Here is a 15,417-nt window from a genome sequence, read left to right as displayed (position 1 = left end):
GAATATTTTAGTTAAACTTATGGCAGTTTATGCGACTGGACGCCATTACAAGAAAGGTGTGCACGTTTCCTTTCTTGTAGTCTTGAGCCTAGGTTTTCCCATGGTTGGAGGAGTTACTAGACTAAAAACTCAAAGATCACCTGACTGCTCGGAAAGACGAGCTTAAATGGAGAGCCAAGATGAAGCTAGAACAAGCAACAGTAAGAAAAATAAAAATATCAGAAGTGCATGGGATAGATCCTATTCACGTTTTCTTAGAAGATTTCGAGCCAGGAAAAGGTAAGATTACAATTTCTTGCTATGATAAGTCGTGGCACTCTTACTGGGGTGGTATGAGCGATCGTACAATAGATCAGTTTTTCATTTCTTGTGATAACCATTATCTAGCGAAAAACCTTTCTTGTATCAGATCGTCAGTTAATGACTATGAAGCACTGGCTGAAAAGATTAAGGATTATTATGGTTGCGACATTGATTTTTATGTTCTCGATGAAATGAGCGCTCTTTATGGTGACCAGAACGATGGTGAGCACTGGGTTCGCGAAAACATAGAGATAATGGAAGAAGTATTTGGGTGCGACTGGTATTACGACATTCCTACTAAAGAAAACCCAAGATATAGGTATCTATGCAACATAATAAATACAGTTAAAAAAGCATTAGTAAAATATAATGGGCCAAATTTTAGCGACAGAAATATTGTGAACCGAGGGTAACGGTCCACCCTCACTTTTGGAGATTGTATGGCGAGATACACAGACACAACTTCAGCAGTAAAGGCAAGAACTATTAATCCTATTGTTAATGGTAGTAAGAGATGCGGTGTTTGTGGTGTTGTGAAGTGTGTTGAAAGCTTCCCTTATTCAAATAAGACTTTCAATTATAGAAGACATAACTGCAAAGAGTGCCACAGTAAGCAAAATTACAGAACGCAACAAGAGAGAAAGATTCAAAAGCACCCGATGTCTTACTGGGAGTGTGAGAATGAAGCTTGTAACTGGATTAACCCAGTTAAAAATAAAGAATGTTTTAAGTGTAAGAATAAAAGATCATAGGCCCTCAATTATTAATTTGTGTTGATCGAGAGGTGCGGGCCGCCTCTCATTTTGGAGAGTAAATGGGTGCTGAAAAGCTTGAAGAGTTTGATAAAATGCTTGATGTGAAAGAGTTATCTGCTCTTATAAAGGTTTCTAAATCAACTATTTATCGAATGGTAAACGATAAAGCGATTCCAGTTGTTAAAATTGGAAATAAGCGTCTGTTTGTTTTATCTGATATAAGAAAATGGCTTGAAGCTCAAAAGGTAAAAAGCTATCAATAATCATGGCCATAAGAAAAACGAAACATGGAAAATATGAAGTCTCGCTCTCGTTAGGATATGATGACGATGGCAGGCAAGTACGTCGTTACAAGAACTTCGAGACAAGAAAAGAGGCGAGACAGTTCGAGCAGGATCTTCTCGCGGTAAAAGAATCCGGCCAAGAAATCACATACGACAGCAAAGTTATATTATCGAGCTTTGCTCAAGATTATCTCAAATACAAAAAAGACAATTTCAAATTCAATACATACAAAAATTATAAGACAGACCTGGAGTCGAAAGTCATTCCAGTTTTAGGAATGTACCCATTAAGTAAGATCTCACCGAGAATCTTAAGCGATTTTATCAGAGATCTATCTTCAATGGGATATGCAGCATCAACAGTAAATCGAATGATGGCAGTAATTAGAGATTTATTCGAATACGCAACGACTGGTGAAAATGCAGTTCTCGTTAAAAATCCAGCAAAAGGCCTTAAAAGAAAACAGACCTCTAGTGATCGTGAGCTTAAGTTTTGGGATAAAGATCAACTGGATAAATATAAAGAAATATTGATAGGGGATCAGTACGCTGACATATACCTATTTCTACTTAATACAGGCATGAGAATCAACGAGGCTCTAAGCCTTACCGTTGATAGGTACAGCAAAAGAAACGGCGTTATAAGTGTAAACAGACAGCTTGAGCGCTATTCTCCAAAAGGACTTGAGCCAGAAATTCCAAATGCGTACTTTTTTGGATCATTAAAGTCAGATTTACCAAGAAATATCATATTAAGTGAAAGTGCTATTGAGATCGTCGAGCGCAATATCCAAGGCAAGAAAGGACATGAGTTTATCTTTCAGCCAAAGATCAACGCAGAAAGAACATTGAAATCGATTATCTATAAGCGAGGGATCAGGCCAGAAATTAAAAAGCTCAAAGTTTTCTCGGCCAACACAATATCTCATGCTTTTAGGGAAATGGTCATCGAGCATGATCTTGAGAATATAAAACTTCACGGATTGAGGCACACCTTTGCATCTCATTTTGTGATGAATGGTGGCGACATATATGCGCTACAAAAAATTTTAGGACATAAGAATATAACTAATACTCAGATATATGCACACTTGTCTGAGACTTACATGGCGAAATGTAAGAATTTAGTGAATATATAGAATGAAAATCGTGTTGCATCGTGACTAAGCGGTTCTTAAGCGGTTGTAGAAGTTGAGTTTGTTGATAAGTAATTGATATAAAAAGGGGAATTTAATGCACCCCATATAATATTCGTTATCTATTTGCATTTTTCAGCCTATTTAACAACTAATTAAAATCGTTAAAAAATCAGTCACAATCGACGTTTAGAGCGTTTCTATATTTTCTCTAAAATCTCAAAATTCCCATGTTTTCTACTGGTAAGCGGTCGCGTAAGCGGTTGTTGATCGATGTAAGAAAGTTATCAACAAGAACAAGAGTGAGTTATCCACACAATAACTGACTTGAAGAATAACACACAAGGGGAAGAAGTTGAAAATTAAAATTAAGATCAACGATTGGGAGAAATTTAGAAACAGGAAAGATCGCAACACAATGCCTTGGTTCAAGTGTGATTCAAAGCTTGCTTTTAGGGCCGATATGTTTGACGTATCTCTTGAGGGCCGAGCTATTTGGATCTTCTTACTTGGCATAATGGCCGACAAGAAATCTGACGAATTTGAGCTAACCTATAAGTTCATTTCTCACCATAATTGCAGTATTTCGAATGAGTCCATTGATGAAATTCTCAACAAGCTCAAAGAAAATGGTCACATTGAGTATTTTGTAAATGAACACGAGAAATCAATTGGTTACCATAACTCAAAGTTACAAACACCAGCGGTCACCCAGATAAGAGAAGATAAGATAAGAGAAGATAAGAGTAATGCTCAAATCAAAGATTGTGAGCAAAAGTCTAAAATTTCAAATTCTGATATCGAGGAGCTTTATAAAATCTATCCAAGAAAACAGGGAAAAAAGCGAGGTGTCTCAAAGCTTGTTTCTCACTTCAAGAAAAAGCCAGACGACTACGAGAGAGTAAAAATCTCCATTCAAAATTATGCTCACTACATCGCGCTAAATAAAATCGAGATGCAATTTACAAAGCACTTCGACTCGTTCGTTTCTGAATGGGAGGACTGGCAATCGAAAGAAAACGTCGAGGATCATAAATCAAGCTCCAGCTCAATAGATCAAAACAAGATCAAGGCCTTACTTGCTCAAGGTATTCAGACGATCAAGGAACTTCCCCCTGGTAAACTCAATCAAGCTGAGATTGATTTCATCCAAAACAACGGAGGTTTTGCCCAGCTTGGACGAATGGATAACTACAATCTGAACAATCTTCTCAGGGAGGTCGCATGATCTCGCTCGCTACGTCGCTACGTAATCCAATTAAATTAAATAATTCCGTTTGTGAAAATGTCTTCAAACTCGGAGACGCTCAAATGGATTTATCGAAAAAGACAGAAAGAATTGAGCAATTAAAAAACAAAGACGTGATTTTTATGCAGGTCTTTAACAAATTACTGCTCAAGCACAAAATCAAGCCTCTTGCGCTCGCTGCGGAGATCGGCTTGCCTAACATGACCGTACACCAATGGACGACCGGAACGATTGTATCGGATCCAAGGTATATCGAAATTCTCTGCACCATATTCGAGTGCGATCGTGATTACCTATTCTTTGGTGATGGAATGAGTAAGTCTGAAAAAGACAAGCTTATCGAAGAGGCCAAGGCCGCTCAAATGAAAGCAGAGCAAGATAAGTTTTGGCTTGAGAATGAGCTTAAATCTCAACTTTCGCTTTTTGAAACTGAAAACACGAAGCTCAAGGAAAAGCTTGATCAACATGGGATCGATTATGCAAGTTAGCGGTTTATCAGATCTTAGCATTGATGCTCGTGGTGTATGCGCTATCGCAAGCAAGTTCGCCGTCATTCACGATTTAGATATCGACTTTTTACCTCGTTCACACAGAATCGTTGCTCTCAAGGTCGTGGACTGGATGCCAAATCACGTCAACAAGCTAATCGGACAGATCACAGAAAAACTCAAAGAGGGTGATATCACATTCGATCAAAAAGAGAATGAGATCATCGTCAAAACAAAATCAAATATCAAGCTAGTAGCTTAAGGGGAGATAATGGGAGATCTATCAAAGAACTTTTCACGTCACGAATTTTCTTGTTCGTGTTGCAAGAAACAAATCGCTATCGATCACGAGCTTGTAGAGACACTAGAGGCCGTGCGTGAGCATTTTGGGAAACCAGTTATCATCACATCGGCGTTTCGTTGTAAGGAACATAATGAAGCCGTTGGTAGTGTCGAAAGTAGTAAGCACAGACTAGGGATCGCCGCGGACATTGTCGTCAAAGATACTTCACCGGTCGCAGTTTACAACTTCCTTGCAAACCTCAAAAAGGATCATTGTGGCCTAGGTTTATACATCGAGAAAGGCTTTGTTCATATCGACACGAGACAAGAAAGAGCGAGGTGGTAGATGAAAGTTTTTGTGAAAATAGGTATCAACGAAAGCGGAATCGATGAGGGTGAGATGGATTTTTCAACGGGCTCAAATTTATTTAATGCCTCCCTAGAAAATAGGATAGAGATAAAGAGAATCTTCGAAAGATTATCTTTCGAAAACGAAGAAAAAATCGCAAAACTAGGAGGCAAGACTTCTTTTACTTTTAAGGTTCGTAAGTTAGTCAACATCAAGGGTATTTATAAGTCAGTCACCAGAAAAGACCATGTAATGTGGCCTATTTCGTTTAAGTGGTCAGAGTACAGCTCTGCGTTCGCAAGAACTAGCTTTATCAGCGCACATGGATGGCAGATCGGATGGAAGAATGGAAAAAGACTTTATGGCTGGACTCTTGGTATTGGAAGATTGTTAATACTTTTTGGAAAGAGAATGAAGTAATGACCACCGAATCACTAATTTGCAAAAAGTGCGGAAAATCTCGCAAAAAATGCAGGGCCGTATTCAAAAATTATGACGAAGCGATTTGCCTTGCTTGCGAAACGCCGTCAATTAGAAAGATCACGGATCGAAGATCATTCAGAAAGAAAGTTATCGAAGAAAGATCGGCCACCAAGGAAGAGGCCATCGAGTATTTATTGGGGATTAAATGAGTAAGTGGACATTAGAAAAGATTTACAATTGTGAAAAAATTAAGCGAGGAGGTTTATTTGATGATGGTAACCTTGGAGTGGATGGTAAGCCTGAAGATAAATGCTGGCCTCTATCTGTTGTAATGGAAAAAGGTGTTAAGTCATTCGAATTTACGTATGACGGGAACGAATTATTTATCGACTATGATGACGAGGCTGTTGAGGATTATAAATTCTACGACCAAAACATGAACCTAGTCGAACCGCCAAAGGAAAGGGAATATCATATTGTCACTGAGTATATGAATCGAGTGAGTGGCGTTATATGTCTTCTTACTGACGATATAATGGACATTAATCCACTCGAATACATAGAACTACCAAACGGACGCAAATATAAACGCTATAGGGATAATGGAGAGCTTGAGGTGATTGATGAAAGTAATTAAAGAGTTCTTAGATTCATACGGTATCTTTATTTTTGCATTTGTATTTGTATGGTCATTCTTGTCAGTTAATATTTCCATAGCAAAGGCTAGCAGTAGGACTTGCAATAAAAGCTTCTACATTGATCGTATGTTTTTTACTAAATTATTTTGTGAGGTGGAGTAATGGCATTTATAGATGGTAAAGCAAAGGTTAACAGTGACGCAAAGGTTTATTCTACTAGAAAAGAATACGAGCAAGAAAAAGAAATTGAAAAACTCAAAGCCGAAAACGAGAAGTTGAGGAAGTGTGTTGAGTGGTACGCTGATGAATGGAATCAGATCAATCCCAAAAAAGCACGACAAACACTAGAGGAGTTGAAATGAAGCCAGAGTATTTTTTTATGTTATGGAGAAAAGACACAGGTTTTTTTGTAGGTGCTGAAATATTCGCATCAGATTGCAGAAAGCAAGCAGAGAGGGATTTTGGCGACACTTGGAAAAATCTTTATCGCCGTGGCTATAGGGTTAAGAAAGTAAAAGTAGAGGCAGTAAAATGAGCTTTGAAGAATGGTGTGAAGAGTTTGCAAGCCATCTTGGGGATAGAGATGATGCAAAATGGATGAAAGAGGATATCTTCGCTCAGGCTACATGGGTGATGTTAAATAAAAAAATCGACAAACTAGAAAAACAACTCGAAGAGACTGAGAGTGCTTTAAAATTCTATGGCAACGAGAATTATTACTTCTTAAAAGAAAGGAATATAGACATGAATCAGACAACGGCGATTTTTAAGCAAGATTATGCCGAGGGGACAGAATTATCACAGCCAAATATTAAAACTATAAAAGTTTATGATTGTTCGGCGAAGATAAAAACCGACCAAGGCAAACGAGCCAGAGAATACTTCAAAAACAAGGGGGAGAAGTGAGCAATGAAATCATAATCCTAGTGTTAATGCTGACTAATTTAAGTTCAATAATGCTTTGTTTGTACTGGATGAAAGAGGCGAAGAGGGGTTAATCCTCTTCGTATTCATAGTTTGAGATATCGACTTCCTTATTGCTATCGTTGGGATCATAACCAGTTACCACGCCATTCTTGTCTATACGCTTGATCTCAATCTCTGATCCATGAAGCCTGTCGCTCGTAGTTTTGTCTCTCTTGATTTTTACCTTGTCGCCTACCTGTAGGTCTTTCTTTGCTGTCATCTTATCTCCATCTTCTTAGCTCAACATCATGTTAAGCTTTCTTAAGTCTATTATATCGAAAACGGACTACTCAAAGCAAAACTATATGTAAAAAAATTATTTTAATGAGAAAAAATACCGAGTGCATTTTGATACCTACGCCCCTAAGTAACCCAATCAAATAATCTTCAAAGTCTCTGTATTCTTGTAATATGGAGACGAAGAAATACACAATTTCAATGCCGTTGCACGTTCTTCTTAAGAACAAGAAGTATTCGATCAACATGAATCCTTTTCGCAATTGGCATTTTCAAGAGAAATCAAGAGTTAAGAATCAGTATCAAGTCTTGGCCAGTCGTGAGATCTGCAAGCTTCCGCTTATGGATAAGATTAAGTTGGAGTTTAAGCTCATTCCTGGAGACAAGATCAGGCGAGATCGTGCCAACGTGTGCGCTCTCCACGAGAAGTTCTTTTGTGATGCACTTACTAAGTGCAGGATCATTGAAGATGACTGTGATCGCTTTATTGAGTCCACTTTCTATCACTCAGGCGAGATCGACCGCAAAAATCCAAGAATGGAGATCACTGTAATTGAGGTCACATCGAAGAACTAAGTCCAAAGCACATTCTATTTGTGGATGCTTATTTAGTCGATTTAAACGCGACTAAGGCATATATGTCTGTTTACAAGGACTCGTCTTATGAAGCGGCTCAAACAAGCTCTCATGCTCTCCTAAGAAATCCTAAGATAAAGGACTTGATTTCTAAGAAGTTAACTGAGTCCGAAGAGATGCGAAGCGTTACTCGTGAAAGAATACTTCGAGAGTACAAATCTATCGGGTTCTCTAATATTTACGATTTTATCAATGTGTCTGATGACCATATCAGTCTTAAGTACGGTGGTCATATTGATGAAGATAAGCAAAAGGTCGTTAAAGAAATCGAGGTAACTAAAACTTATAAAGACGATGAATTTATGGAGATGAAAGCAAAGCTTAAACTCCACGACAAGATGAAAGCACTTGGTGTCCTTTCTGAATATGTAGAACTAATTGAGAAAAAAGACAGCGCTCCAGCTAAGATTGAGTTTGTCTTGAAGCACGATAATGGCAAATCCGACGTTTAGCGACTTTAACCCCAAAGACGTAGCGTGGCAAAATGATGTTCTTCGCTATATGAGACAAGAATATGACTATGAAGCTCATGGCCTTCTTGAGTTATTGCTATCTGGTGCAGTTGGTAGTGCTAAGTCGATCTTTGCTGCACACATGGGCGTCACTCATTGCTTAATGTATAGTGATGCTGTCCTAGGTTTATTTAGACAAACCATGCCAGATCTTAAAGAGACGATCTTTGCGACAATGGAAGAGCATATCTTCGGTGCTGAAATCATCATTGATGGCCATAAAGATATTATGCGAGAAGGTGTCCATTATACGATAAACAATACTAAGGCATCAATCGACTTCCTAAATGGTGCTAAGGTTCGCTCAAAGTCGTGGAGTGATAAGAAGTATAAGAAACTTAGATCGCACAATTACAGCGCTGGAATATGGGAAGAGGTGACGGAAAATGACACTCCTATCTGCGAGGCCGTTCACCCTGAAATCTTCTCTCGTGTTGGGCGAGTTGCTCCATCAAACTCTAACGTAAGAGAAAACTGGCTTTTATATTTAACCAATCCCGACTCAAAAGCTCATTGGGCCTATCGCTATTTTATCACTCAAGACTGGGGTGAAGAATGAAACATCAAAACAGAAAGGTATTTTATTCTAAGACAGAAGATAATATTTTCTTACCACCGACATACGTTGCAAACTTAAGAAAAAACTTATCGCCACTTGAGGCAAGAAGAAAGCTCCACGGTGAATGGGCCGACGATCCTAAAGGTATCGTCTATTCTGAATATACTCACGACGTGCATTTTATCGATGCTGATTATGAGATTAATCCTGCACTACCTATATTTCTTTCATGGGATTTTAACATAGGTGAGGGAAAGCCGCTCTCAATGTGCGTGGGTCAATATGATGAAGATGCCGATATGTTTCACTTTTTTGAAGAGTCAGTCATTGACGGCGCTAGAACTAATGAGTCGTGCGAAGACTTGGCCATGCGTGGAGTATTGGATCACGATTCTCTTTATCTTGTTACTGGTGACGGTACTGGTCACGCAAGATCAACGAAATCCCTGCAGTCGGACTATGAAATAATTGAGAAATATCTCGCAAACTATGTGCGACCAGATGGAAAGAATATCAATTTTAAGATGGTTCAGCCAAGATCAAACCCACCTATCAAGAAACGTCACAACTCGGTTAATGCTTACCTACGAAACGACCTAGGTGATATTAGGCTTTTTATTTATAAAGGGTGCAAGACTCTCGCTACAGGCTTTAGAACGACAAAACTCAAGAAAGGTGGCGCATACATAGAGGACGACTCAAACCGATATCAGCACATCACAACTGGTGGTGGTTATGCTATTTGCTCAATTCCAAGGGCCATCAAATCTCTATACGAGTTAGATAACTTCCAAATCAATGGATAACTACGCCAAAACGTAGTAAGGGCGCTCTTTTTGTTCTCAGGTGCAATCCTATATAGGAATATGCAACACGAGGGATGCCATGCTTGATTTAAGCAATAAAGAAGATCGAAAAAAACTACTTAAATTCTTTGATAGTTCAAATGAGACTGAGCAAACGAGAGTTAAACAGTCTATCTACGAGACTGAAATCTATTCTGGGAAAATTCACAAGCACGTTAAGGCCTTTCTTGATGACAAGTATGATGCAAGTACCGTTAAGGAAATGAGCATCTTCTCGACTGCGAATATGACAAAGAAGATCGCCAATCAAGAGGCGTCACTTTACAAAGATGCACCAACTAGGACTTTTAGTGGTATCGAGGACGATAAGCCAATTAAAGACCTCTATGACTTAATGAAAGTTGATCAAAAGCTTTTAAGATCGAATAGGTTATTTCGCACACAGCTTCAAAATGCAATTCAAGTTAAAGTACACAAAGGAAAGATCGAGCTTCACCCTTTAAAGCAACATAACTACAAGGTTTACGAAGAGCTTGACGGTGATCTCATTTATATCATTCCTAATCTTCGCCATGTATGCACAAAAGATACGGACTTTGATAAAAAGAAGAACTCTCGTTTCACGATCTGGTCTGAAAAGTTTAACTTCGTTATGGATGGCCATGGAGAAATCACAAGCGAAAATAAAGATCTAAGTAATCCACTTGGTCTGATCCCGATCATTGACGTGTCAGGTGAGAAAGATGATTGTTATTTTGTTGACGATTATCGTGGACTTGCTGAGTTCACTATTCAATTCAATGCTGCGCTCACGGATCTTCTTCATGTTATGCGTATGCAGGGCTTTTCGATTTCAATCATTAAAGGTCCGGCCGAGTTAATTGAAAAGGCAACAAGTGCGACAGTCGGAATTAATAAGTTTTTAAGACTTCCAACTAAAGTTGATAATGATGGAAATGTCATTGAGTGCCAGTTTGAATTTGTTTCACCATCGCCAGACATTCCAGGTTCTATCCAAGTAATTGAAACACTTCTTAGTGCTTTCCTTTCAAGTGAGGGTGTTGATCCACGATCAGTTAAGCTTAATTCAAGTAGTGAAGCGTTTAGTTCGGGTTGGGAGCGCTTACTTGCTCTCATTGAAAGATTTAATGCGACAAAAGAAGATATCTCCATTTATCAGGACGTTGAAAGACAGCTTTTCAAGATCATTCAAGTGATTATGGAGAAGTATTCAAACAACACGACAAAGGTCTTAAATAAAGAGTACATTGTTCAAGGCTTAAATAATGTTTCAATTAGTGTCGAGTACAAAGAGCCAGAGATGGTTGAGACTCAAGCTGAGAAAGAAGATCGTGCTTACATCAGAGAAGAAAAAGGCGTTGCTTCAAGAGTTGATACAACGATGACGGTTCACAATCTTAAGGATCGTGATGCTGCCAAGAAGAAACTCAAAGAGATCGAAGAAGAAAAAGCACAGTTCGGAAATACCGAGCCTAAAGTCGAAGTCGATGAAAATGAAGACGAGGACGAGTTAGAAGATGACAGCTAAGATCAAAGGTCTAGTTATCGGTGGCTCGTCTGGCTCATGGCTGGTTGAACAACGAATTGACCTCGGAGAGTTATTCGAGGCGACTGGACTTCCTGACAGCTTTAAAAATCGCGTAGGTCAAGAAATCATTGATCGCATGATTGATCGTATTCGCGAGGGTGACTCAGTTCATGGTCGCAATATGAAAGCTTATGATCCTGACTATGTCGATAGTGACGAGTTTAAGGCCTACGGAAAAAGTAAGAGCAACGTCAATATGCGCTTAACAGGCGATATGCTTAATCTCATGGATATAAAAGGGATCGAGGGTGACACGGTCATCGTCGGTTGGAACGATCAAGAGAGTAACGACAAAGCTCATGGCCACATGACAGGTTTTCAAGGAAAGGGAACGAAAAGAGAGTTCTTTGGTGCTACTCAGAAGCTCTTAGAAGAGATTCGAGACGAATATGCAAGTGAAGTCACGCCTCAAAATGATCGACAGCAAGAAAGCAATTCCAGCTCTCTGACGGCACTTGATATTCTAAGACGTGCTCAAACAGAAGAAAGCAGATCGAGCACAATTACACTCAATCGTTTATTTGGAGATTTTGGCAATGATGAATAGTGTTGAAAAGATTAAGATTATTAACAGAGTAAATGAAATTGAGAAACTACTAGAAATATTAGATCCAACGAATGTTTTTGAACAAAAAATGCTCGCTAGTTTACATGGAGAGATTAGAGATACTTTATCTTATCTTAATATTAATCTTCGTAAAGATCGATCAAGTAAGTTTAGACTACTCAAGGGTGGCAATGTCAGCACAAATAAAGTTCAAAAACATTGATAAATTTAATAAGGACCTCGAAAAGGTTCTAAGAAAATCGATCAAAGATAAGCGTATGCTTAACGAGGTCGCTGAATCAGCGCATACGCACGTAGTAGGTAGTGCAAAACTTGGGAAAGATCCTAATGATGCTAGTGCCATAAGTAAGCCGTCTAAGAAGTGGCAAAACGAACGTGAGCGATTAATTAAATCAGGTAAAGTCACACCAGATCAAAACTATAAGAAATCCAAGGGCCTTGTCTTCTCAGGGCAATTTATTAACTCGATTAAATCTAAAATCAACTTCTCAAAGAGTCAGATCACAATTGCACCGACTGGAAATCATAAAGGTTACAACAAAGGGCAATTGTCCAATAAGAAACTCTATGAATACCTCAAGTCAAAATACAAAATCTTCGGACTTACAAAAGCAAAGAAGAGAGTTCTTACAAATATCGTTCGAAGATCAATAAGGCGAGCTCTTAAATAAGACGACCGACTTGCGCCGGCCGAATAAACTCAAAGATGGAGATCTTATTAGGAGAAGATTAACTCCTATTAAAATATTATCAATCTTTCATATCTTGAAATCAAAATAACGCTTCAAAGTAATTCTCGCAAAAAACTTGGTCACTCATCTTATTCTTTAATTCATAACACACTATGGAGGTTTGAAGTGAGTGAAAAAGACGAAGATCTAAACAAAGGTGGGAGTGGTACTCCTAACGAAGACGGAAGCGGTGCTGCGTCTGGAAAATCTGTTGAAGAACTTCACGCAGAATTAGAGGCCCTTAAAAAAGCTAATGCCGATCAATTTCAAGAGTTAAAGGGAACTAAAGCTAAGTTGTCTGACTTTGAAAAAGCAAAGCTTAAACAAGAAGAGGAGCTTTTAAAAGAGCAAGGCAAGTACAAAGAATTGGCCGACAAGAACGAGCAGAAAGTAAATGAGCTTTCTTCTAAGTTTAAAAGCAAGATCATGGATGGTCAGGTTAAAGATGCTGCAATCAAAGCAGGGCTTAGACCAGAGGTCGCTGACACGTTTATGGACTTAGTAAAGAACAAGTACGCTGACTCAGTTTCTTTCGACGAAGACTTTAATGCAAATTCGGGTGAACTTGAAACTTTTATCAAGAATCAAAAAGACGCTCATTCTGCACTTAACTTTTTCGCCACAGATAACAAACCACCAGCAGACGGTGGACATGGTGGAAAACAAAATTCAAAAAAAGGTACTCTTCGAGATGCCCTAGCAAGTATTTACTAAGGAGTAAAGAATGGCAGATGCACCATTTGTAAAAGCGGATATCGTTACATCATCGAATATCCTAGAACAAGTACAGGAAATTCTTCAAAAGACTCCAGGTCTTCATACTGCGTTTACTGACGTATCAATGTATGCAGAAATGGGTAGCGACTCAGTTGAGTTCCCTAAGGTTGGGCCAGTTACAACACAAGATGCGACTGGAACAATGGAATACAAAAACAGATCTTATACTATGGATAAGCTTGATCTTAGCATTGAAAGAGGTCATTGTTTCTTAATTAAGAATAGCCTTAAGAAAGAATCAAAAATCAATCTTACTGAAGCTGAGCTTCGCGATGGTATGATTTCAATTCTTAACGATCGTGATCAATCGATTCACGATGCTGCTGCTGCAACAACTCAGACGGTTGAAAGATCTGCTGATATTGGAAATGATATTGTTGATGCAAGAAAAATTCTTGTTGATAACAATGTAAAAATCATTCCTGGTCAGCAAGTACTTCTTGCTAACTCGACAGATTTTGCAAAGATCTTAAAGCATACTGCATTTACTGATGCTGCAAAGCTTGCAAACTCGTCTGTTCCTTTAGTGACAGGTGCAATTGGTCGAATCTATGGGTTTGATGTAATGGAGCACACTTTTGCTGAAACACTTATCGCATCTAAGCGTGGAGTTGTTTACGCAGATCACGGTGAGCCAGACGTGAATACTGCTCCAGCCGTAAAAGCAAACGGTACTGAGTGGTCAGAGGTTCTTAAGTTCGGTGTAAAAGCTGTGCAAGACCTTAAATATGTAGTTAAGCTGGCTGATCCAGTTTAGTAAATAATGGGCGACTTCGGTCGCCTTTTTTTCGTTTAGGCCTATATGTATAAAGCAAAATTACTCTCTACACGAGAAGAAATTCCACCGTTCTTAAATTCTCTTAAAGAACATGAAGTGATTGCGATTGTTCACGACGGTATCGGCTTTAATATTTTTTATAAGCTATTCCAAGTCGAAGAAGTAAAGGCCGTAAAGAAAGTCACTAAAAAGACCACAAAGAAAAAGGCCAATAAATGATCTTTCCAGTAATTAAGACAGAAAAAATTGTTCAAGTTAATGACGCCACTAGAATCGATGTCTCTGCAACGCTTTCGACTAATGGTGATCAGATCGATACTATTGAGGTTAAGACCGCAGCAAGTGAAGACTATGTCTCGATTGATGCTGATGATAAGTATCTCGACTGGATATATCTAAGCGAGGGAAGTAAAACTATCACGGTTAGAATTAACGGTGATGACAATATCCTAAAGACTCACACACTTTTGGTTGTTACTCCCGAGGAAGATATGCTTTTTTCTGATGATGGCGACATCATAGATCTTGAGGGAGATATTCTTAATTACTGTAAAGCAGGCCGTAATTCTCATTTAAACCGTCATAGGAAAGCTCAAGAGCTTATCCTTGCTGAGTTATGGAAGAGAGGGCTAAGAACTAAGGACACGGACGATAAGATCACGAAAGACCGCATCGAGGTCACGCCAGAGCTTAACGAGTGGTCAAAGTTCCTTACACTTTATCTAATCTATAACGACTTCAAAAATACACCAGATGGGATCTTGGAGAAAAAGGCGAATGACTATAAGTATCTCGCCAATAAAGCATCTCAAGACAAACAATTTCTAAAGATTGACCTTGATGGCGATGGTGAGACTGAAGAAGTTGAATCGAGTGTATTTAGTTCTGGCTCAATGGTGAGACGATGATTGAATCATTTGTCGAACAACTTGAAAAACTTCTTCAAGGATTTAAGATCGCTCGCTTTGAGGGTGATATAAATGAGATGGCCACAGAAAAAGATGCTTTTTGCTTCGTTCCTGGAGTCGTCAATATTACTCGTCAAGAGCAATATAAGCTCCAAGACTTCGACGCTGTCCTACACGTCTCTTTAAATCAAAAACCTAAAGTCTCACTCGCTTCATTATTCGACAAGATCGATGCGATACGCTCTCAAGTAATTAACGAGAATAAATTTGCAAACATTCCTAAACTCATTATTGAGTGTGAAAGCTTTGAGAGAGATGAAGAATACTCTAACGGACGCACTCATAAATTTCTAATGAACTTGAGAATTAGCTTTCTTAAAAATGACTAGGAGTCTATATGAGTGGTGACGTAACGAAAATTAA

General features: G+C 38.7%; 25 protein-coding genes. 24 read left to right on the top strand and 1 reads right to left on the bottom strand.

What is annotated here, in order from left to right; all coding sequences use genetic code 11:
- Window positions 1–179: 179 nt before the first annotated feature.
- From ACN0VI_RS14105 to ACN0VI_RS14050, 12 genes are all read left to right on the top strand, one after another.
- Window positions 180–716 carry a hypothetical protein gene (locus ACN0VI_RS14105; RefSeq protein ID WP_417447222.1) on the top strand — a complete coding sequence of 179 codons (537 nt, stop codon included), beginning with the start codon at window positions 180–182 and terminating at the stop codon, window positions 714–716.
- A 401-nt stretch (window positions 717–1,117) separates the two neighbouring features.
- On the top strand, window positions 1,118–1,321 hold the full coding sequence (locus ACN0VI_RS14100; RefSeq protein WP_417447221.1) for a helix-turn-helix transcriptional regulator: 204 nt from the start codon (window positions 1,118–1,120) through the stop codon (window positions 1,319–1,321).
- Window positions 1,322–1,323: 2 nt separating this feature from the next.
- Window positions 1,324–2,481 carry a tyrosine-type recombinase/integrase gene (locus ACN0VI_RS14095; protein ID WP_417447220.1) on the top strand — a complete coding sequence of 386 codons (1,158 nt, stop codon included), beginning with the start codon at window positions 1,324–1,326 and terminating at the stop codon, window positions 2,479–2,481.
- A gap of 352 nt (window positions 2,482–2,833) precedes the next feature.
- Window positions 2,834–3,706, top strand: a complete 873-nt coding sequence (locus ACN0VI_RS14090; RefSeq protein ID WP_417447219.1) for a hypothetical protein — start codon at window positions 2,834–2,836, stop codon at window positions 3,704–3,706.
- On the top strand, window positions 3,703–4,215 hold the full coding sequence (locus ACN0VI_RS14085) for a hypothetical protein (RefSeq protein WP_417447218.1): 513 nt from the start codon (window positions 3,703–3,705) through the stop codon (window positions 4,213–4,215). Before ACN0VI_RS14090 ends, ACN0VI_RS14085 begins: the two co-directional genes overlap by 4 nt.
- The gene (locus ACN0VI_RS14080) at window positions 4,205–4,477 is read left to right on the top strand and encodes a hypothetical protein (protein ID WP_417447217.1); all 273 of its coding nucleotides are present in this window, start codon (window positions 4,205–4,207) and stop codon (window positions 4,475–4,477) included. Before ACN0VI_RS14085 ends, ACN0VI_RS14080 begins: the two co-directional genes overlap by 11 nt.
- Window positions 4,478–4,486: 9 nt before the next feature.
- Window positions 4,487–4,843, top strand: a complete 357-nt coding sequence (locus ACN0VI_RS14075) for a YcbK family protein (RefSeq protein WP_417447216.1) — start codon at window positions 4,487–4,489, stop codon at window positions 4,841–4,843.
- Entirely contained in the window at window positions 4,844–5,266 is a 423-nt protein-coding gene (locus tag ACN0VI_RS14070; protein ID WP_417447215.1) for a hypothetical protein, read from the top strand.
- A 208-nt stretch (window positions 5,267–5,474) separates the two neighbouring features.
- Window positions 5,475–5,906 carry a hypothetical protein gene (locus ACN0VI_RS14065; RefSeq protein WP_417447214.1) on the top strand — a complete coding sequence of 144 codons (432 nt, stop codon included), beginning with the start codon at window positions 5,475–5,477 and terminating at the stop codon, window positions 5,904–5,906.
- Between the two features lie 162 nt (window positions 5,907–6,068).
- Window positions 6,069–6,269: a hypothetical protein gene (locus tag ACN0VI_RS14060; RefSeq protein ID WP_417447213.1), complete on the top strand. Its 201-nt coding sequence runs from the start codon at window positions 6,069–6,071 to the stop codon at window positions 6,267–6,269.
- On the top strand, window positions 6,266–6,442 hold the full coding sequence (locus ACN0VI_RS14055) for a hypothetical protein (RefSeq protein WP_417447212.1): 177 nt from the start codon (window positions 6,266–6,268) through the stop codon (window positions 6,440–6,442). The genes ACN0VI_RS14060 and ACN0VI_RS14055 overlap by 4 nt, the downstream gene beginning before the upstream one ends.
- Window positions 6,439–6,813: a hypothetical protein gene (locus ACN0VI_RS14050; RefSeq protein WP_417447211.1), complete on the top strand. Its 375-nt coding sequence runs from the start codon at window positions 6,439–6,441 to the stop codon at window positions 6,811–6,813. The genes ACN0VI_RS14055 and ACN0VI_RS14050 overlap by 4 nt, the downstream gene beginning before the upstream one ends.
- Before the next feature lie 88 nt (window positions 6,814–6,901).
- Here ACN0VI_RS14050 and ACN0VI_RS14045 read toward each other — a convergent pair whose 3' ends face one another.
- Window positions 6,902–7,093 carry a hypothetical protein gene (locus ACN0VI_RS14045; protein ID WP_417447210.1) on the bottom strand — a complete coding sequence of 64 codons (192 nt, stop codon included), beginning with the start codon at window positions 7,091–7,093 and terminating at the stop codon, window positions 6,902–6,904.
- A gap of 191 nt (window positions 7,094–7,284) precedes the next feature.
- Between ACN0VI_RS14045 and ACN0VI_RS14040 the strand changes: the two genes are divergently transcribed.
- The 12 genes from ACN0VI_RS14040 (at window position 7,285) to ACN0VI_RS13985 (ending at window position 15,383) form a co-directional block, all read left to right on the top strand.
- Window positions 7,285–7,686 carry a hypothetical protein gene (locus ACN0VI_RS14040; RefSeq protein ID WP_417447209.1) on the top strand — a complete coding sequence of 134 codons (402 nt, stop codon included), beginning with the start codon at window positions 7,285–7,287 and terminating at the stop codon, window positions 7,684–7,686.
- Window positions 7,687–7,706: 20 nt separating this feature from the next.
- Window positions 7,707–8,198: a terminase small subunit gene (locus ACN0VI_RS14035; RefSeq protein ID WP_417447208.1), complete on the top strand. Its 492-nt coding sequence runs from the start codon at window positions 7,707–7,709 to the stop codon at window positions 8,196–8,198.
- Window positions 8,179–8,817 carry a phage terminase large subunit gene (locus ACN0VI_RS14030; protein ID WP_417447207.1) on the top strand — a complete coding sequence of 213 codons (639 nt, stop codon included), beginning with the start codon at window positions 8,179–8,181 and terminating at the stop codon, window positions 8,815–8,817. Before ACN0VI_RS14035 ends, ACN0VI_RS14030 begins: the two co-directional genes overlap by 20 nt.
- Window positions 8,814–9,623 carry a hypothetical protein gene (locus ACN0VI_RS14025; protein WP_417447206.1) on the top strand — a complete coding sequence of 270 codons (810 nt, stop codon included), beginning with the start codon at window positions 8,814–8,816 and terminating at the stop codon, window positions 9,621–9,623. The genes ACN0VI_RS14030 and ACN0VI_RS14025 overlap by 4 nt, the downstream gene beginning before the upstream one ends.
- Before the next feature lie 79 nt (window positions 9,624–9,702).
- Entirely contained in the window at window positions 9,703–11,172 is a 1,470-nt protein-coding gene (locus ACN0VI_RS14020) for a hypothetical protein (RefSeq protein ID WP_417447205.1), read from the top strand.
- Window positions 11,162–11,779: a hypothetical protein gene (locus tag ACN0VI_RS14015; RefSeq protein WP_417447204.1), complete on the top strand. Its 618-nt coding sequence runs from the start codon at window positions 11,162–11,164 to the stop codon at window positions 11,777–11,779. The genes ACN0VI_RS14020 and ACN0VI_RS14015 overlap by 11 nt, the downstream gene beginning before the upstream one ends.
- Before the next feature lie 191 nt (window positions 11,780–11,970).
- Window positions 11,971–12,471, top strand: coding sequence for a hypothetical protein (locus tag ACN0VI_RS14010; protein ID WP_417447203.1), 501 nt, complete (start codon window positions 11,971–11,973; stop codon window positions 12,469–12,471).
- 186 nt (window positions 12,472–12,657) lie between these two features.
- A complete protein-coding gene (locus ACN0VI_RS14005) occupies window positions 12,658–13,245 on the top strand; it encodes a hypothetical protein (RefSeq protein WP_417447202.1) in 588 nt (195 codons plus the stop codon).
- Window positions 13,246–13,255: 10 nt separating this feature from the next.
- Window positions 13,256–14,065: a hypothetical protein gene (locus tag ACN0VI_RS14000; RefSeq protein ID WP_417447201.1), complete on the top strand. Its 810-nt coding sequence runs from the start codon at window positions 13,256–13,258 to the stop codon at window positions 14,063–14,065.
- A gap of 45 nt (window positions 14,066–14,110) precedes the next feature.
- Window positions 14,111–14,305, top strand: coding sequence for a hypothetical protein (locus tag ACN0VI_RS13995; RefSeq protein ID WP_417447200.1), 195 nt, complete (start codon window positions 14,111–14,113; stop codon window positions 14,303–14,305).
- Entirely contained in the window at window positions 14,302–14,994 is a 693-nt protein-coding gene (locus tag ACN0VI_RS13990; RefSeq protein ID WP_417447199.1) for a hypothetical protein, read from the top strand. The genes ACN0VI_RS13995 and ACN0VI_RS13990 overlap by 4 nt, the downstream gene beginning before the upstream one ends.
- The gene (locus ACN0VI_RS13985; RefSeq protein WP_417447198.1) at window positions 14,991–15,383 is read left to right on the top strand and encodes a hypothetical protein; all 393 of its coding nucleotides are present in this window, start codon (window positions 14,991–14,993) and stop codon (window positions 15,381–15,383) included. The genes ACN0VI_RS13990 and ACN0VI_RS13985 overlap by 4 nt, the downstream gene beginning before the upstream one ends.
- The last annotated feature ends 34 nt before the right edge of the window (window positions 15,384–15,417 follow it).

It is taken from the genome of Kangiella sp. (assembly GCF_048265365.1).
Lineage (GTDB): Bacteria > Pseudomonadota > Gammaproteobacteria > Enterobacterales > Kangiellaceae > Kangiella.
The sequence above is the reverse complement of the archived record's forward strand: the minus strand, read 5'-3'. Positions and strand labels throughout refer to the sequence as shown.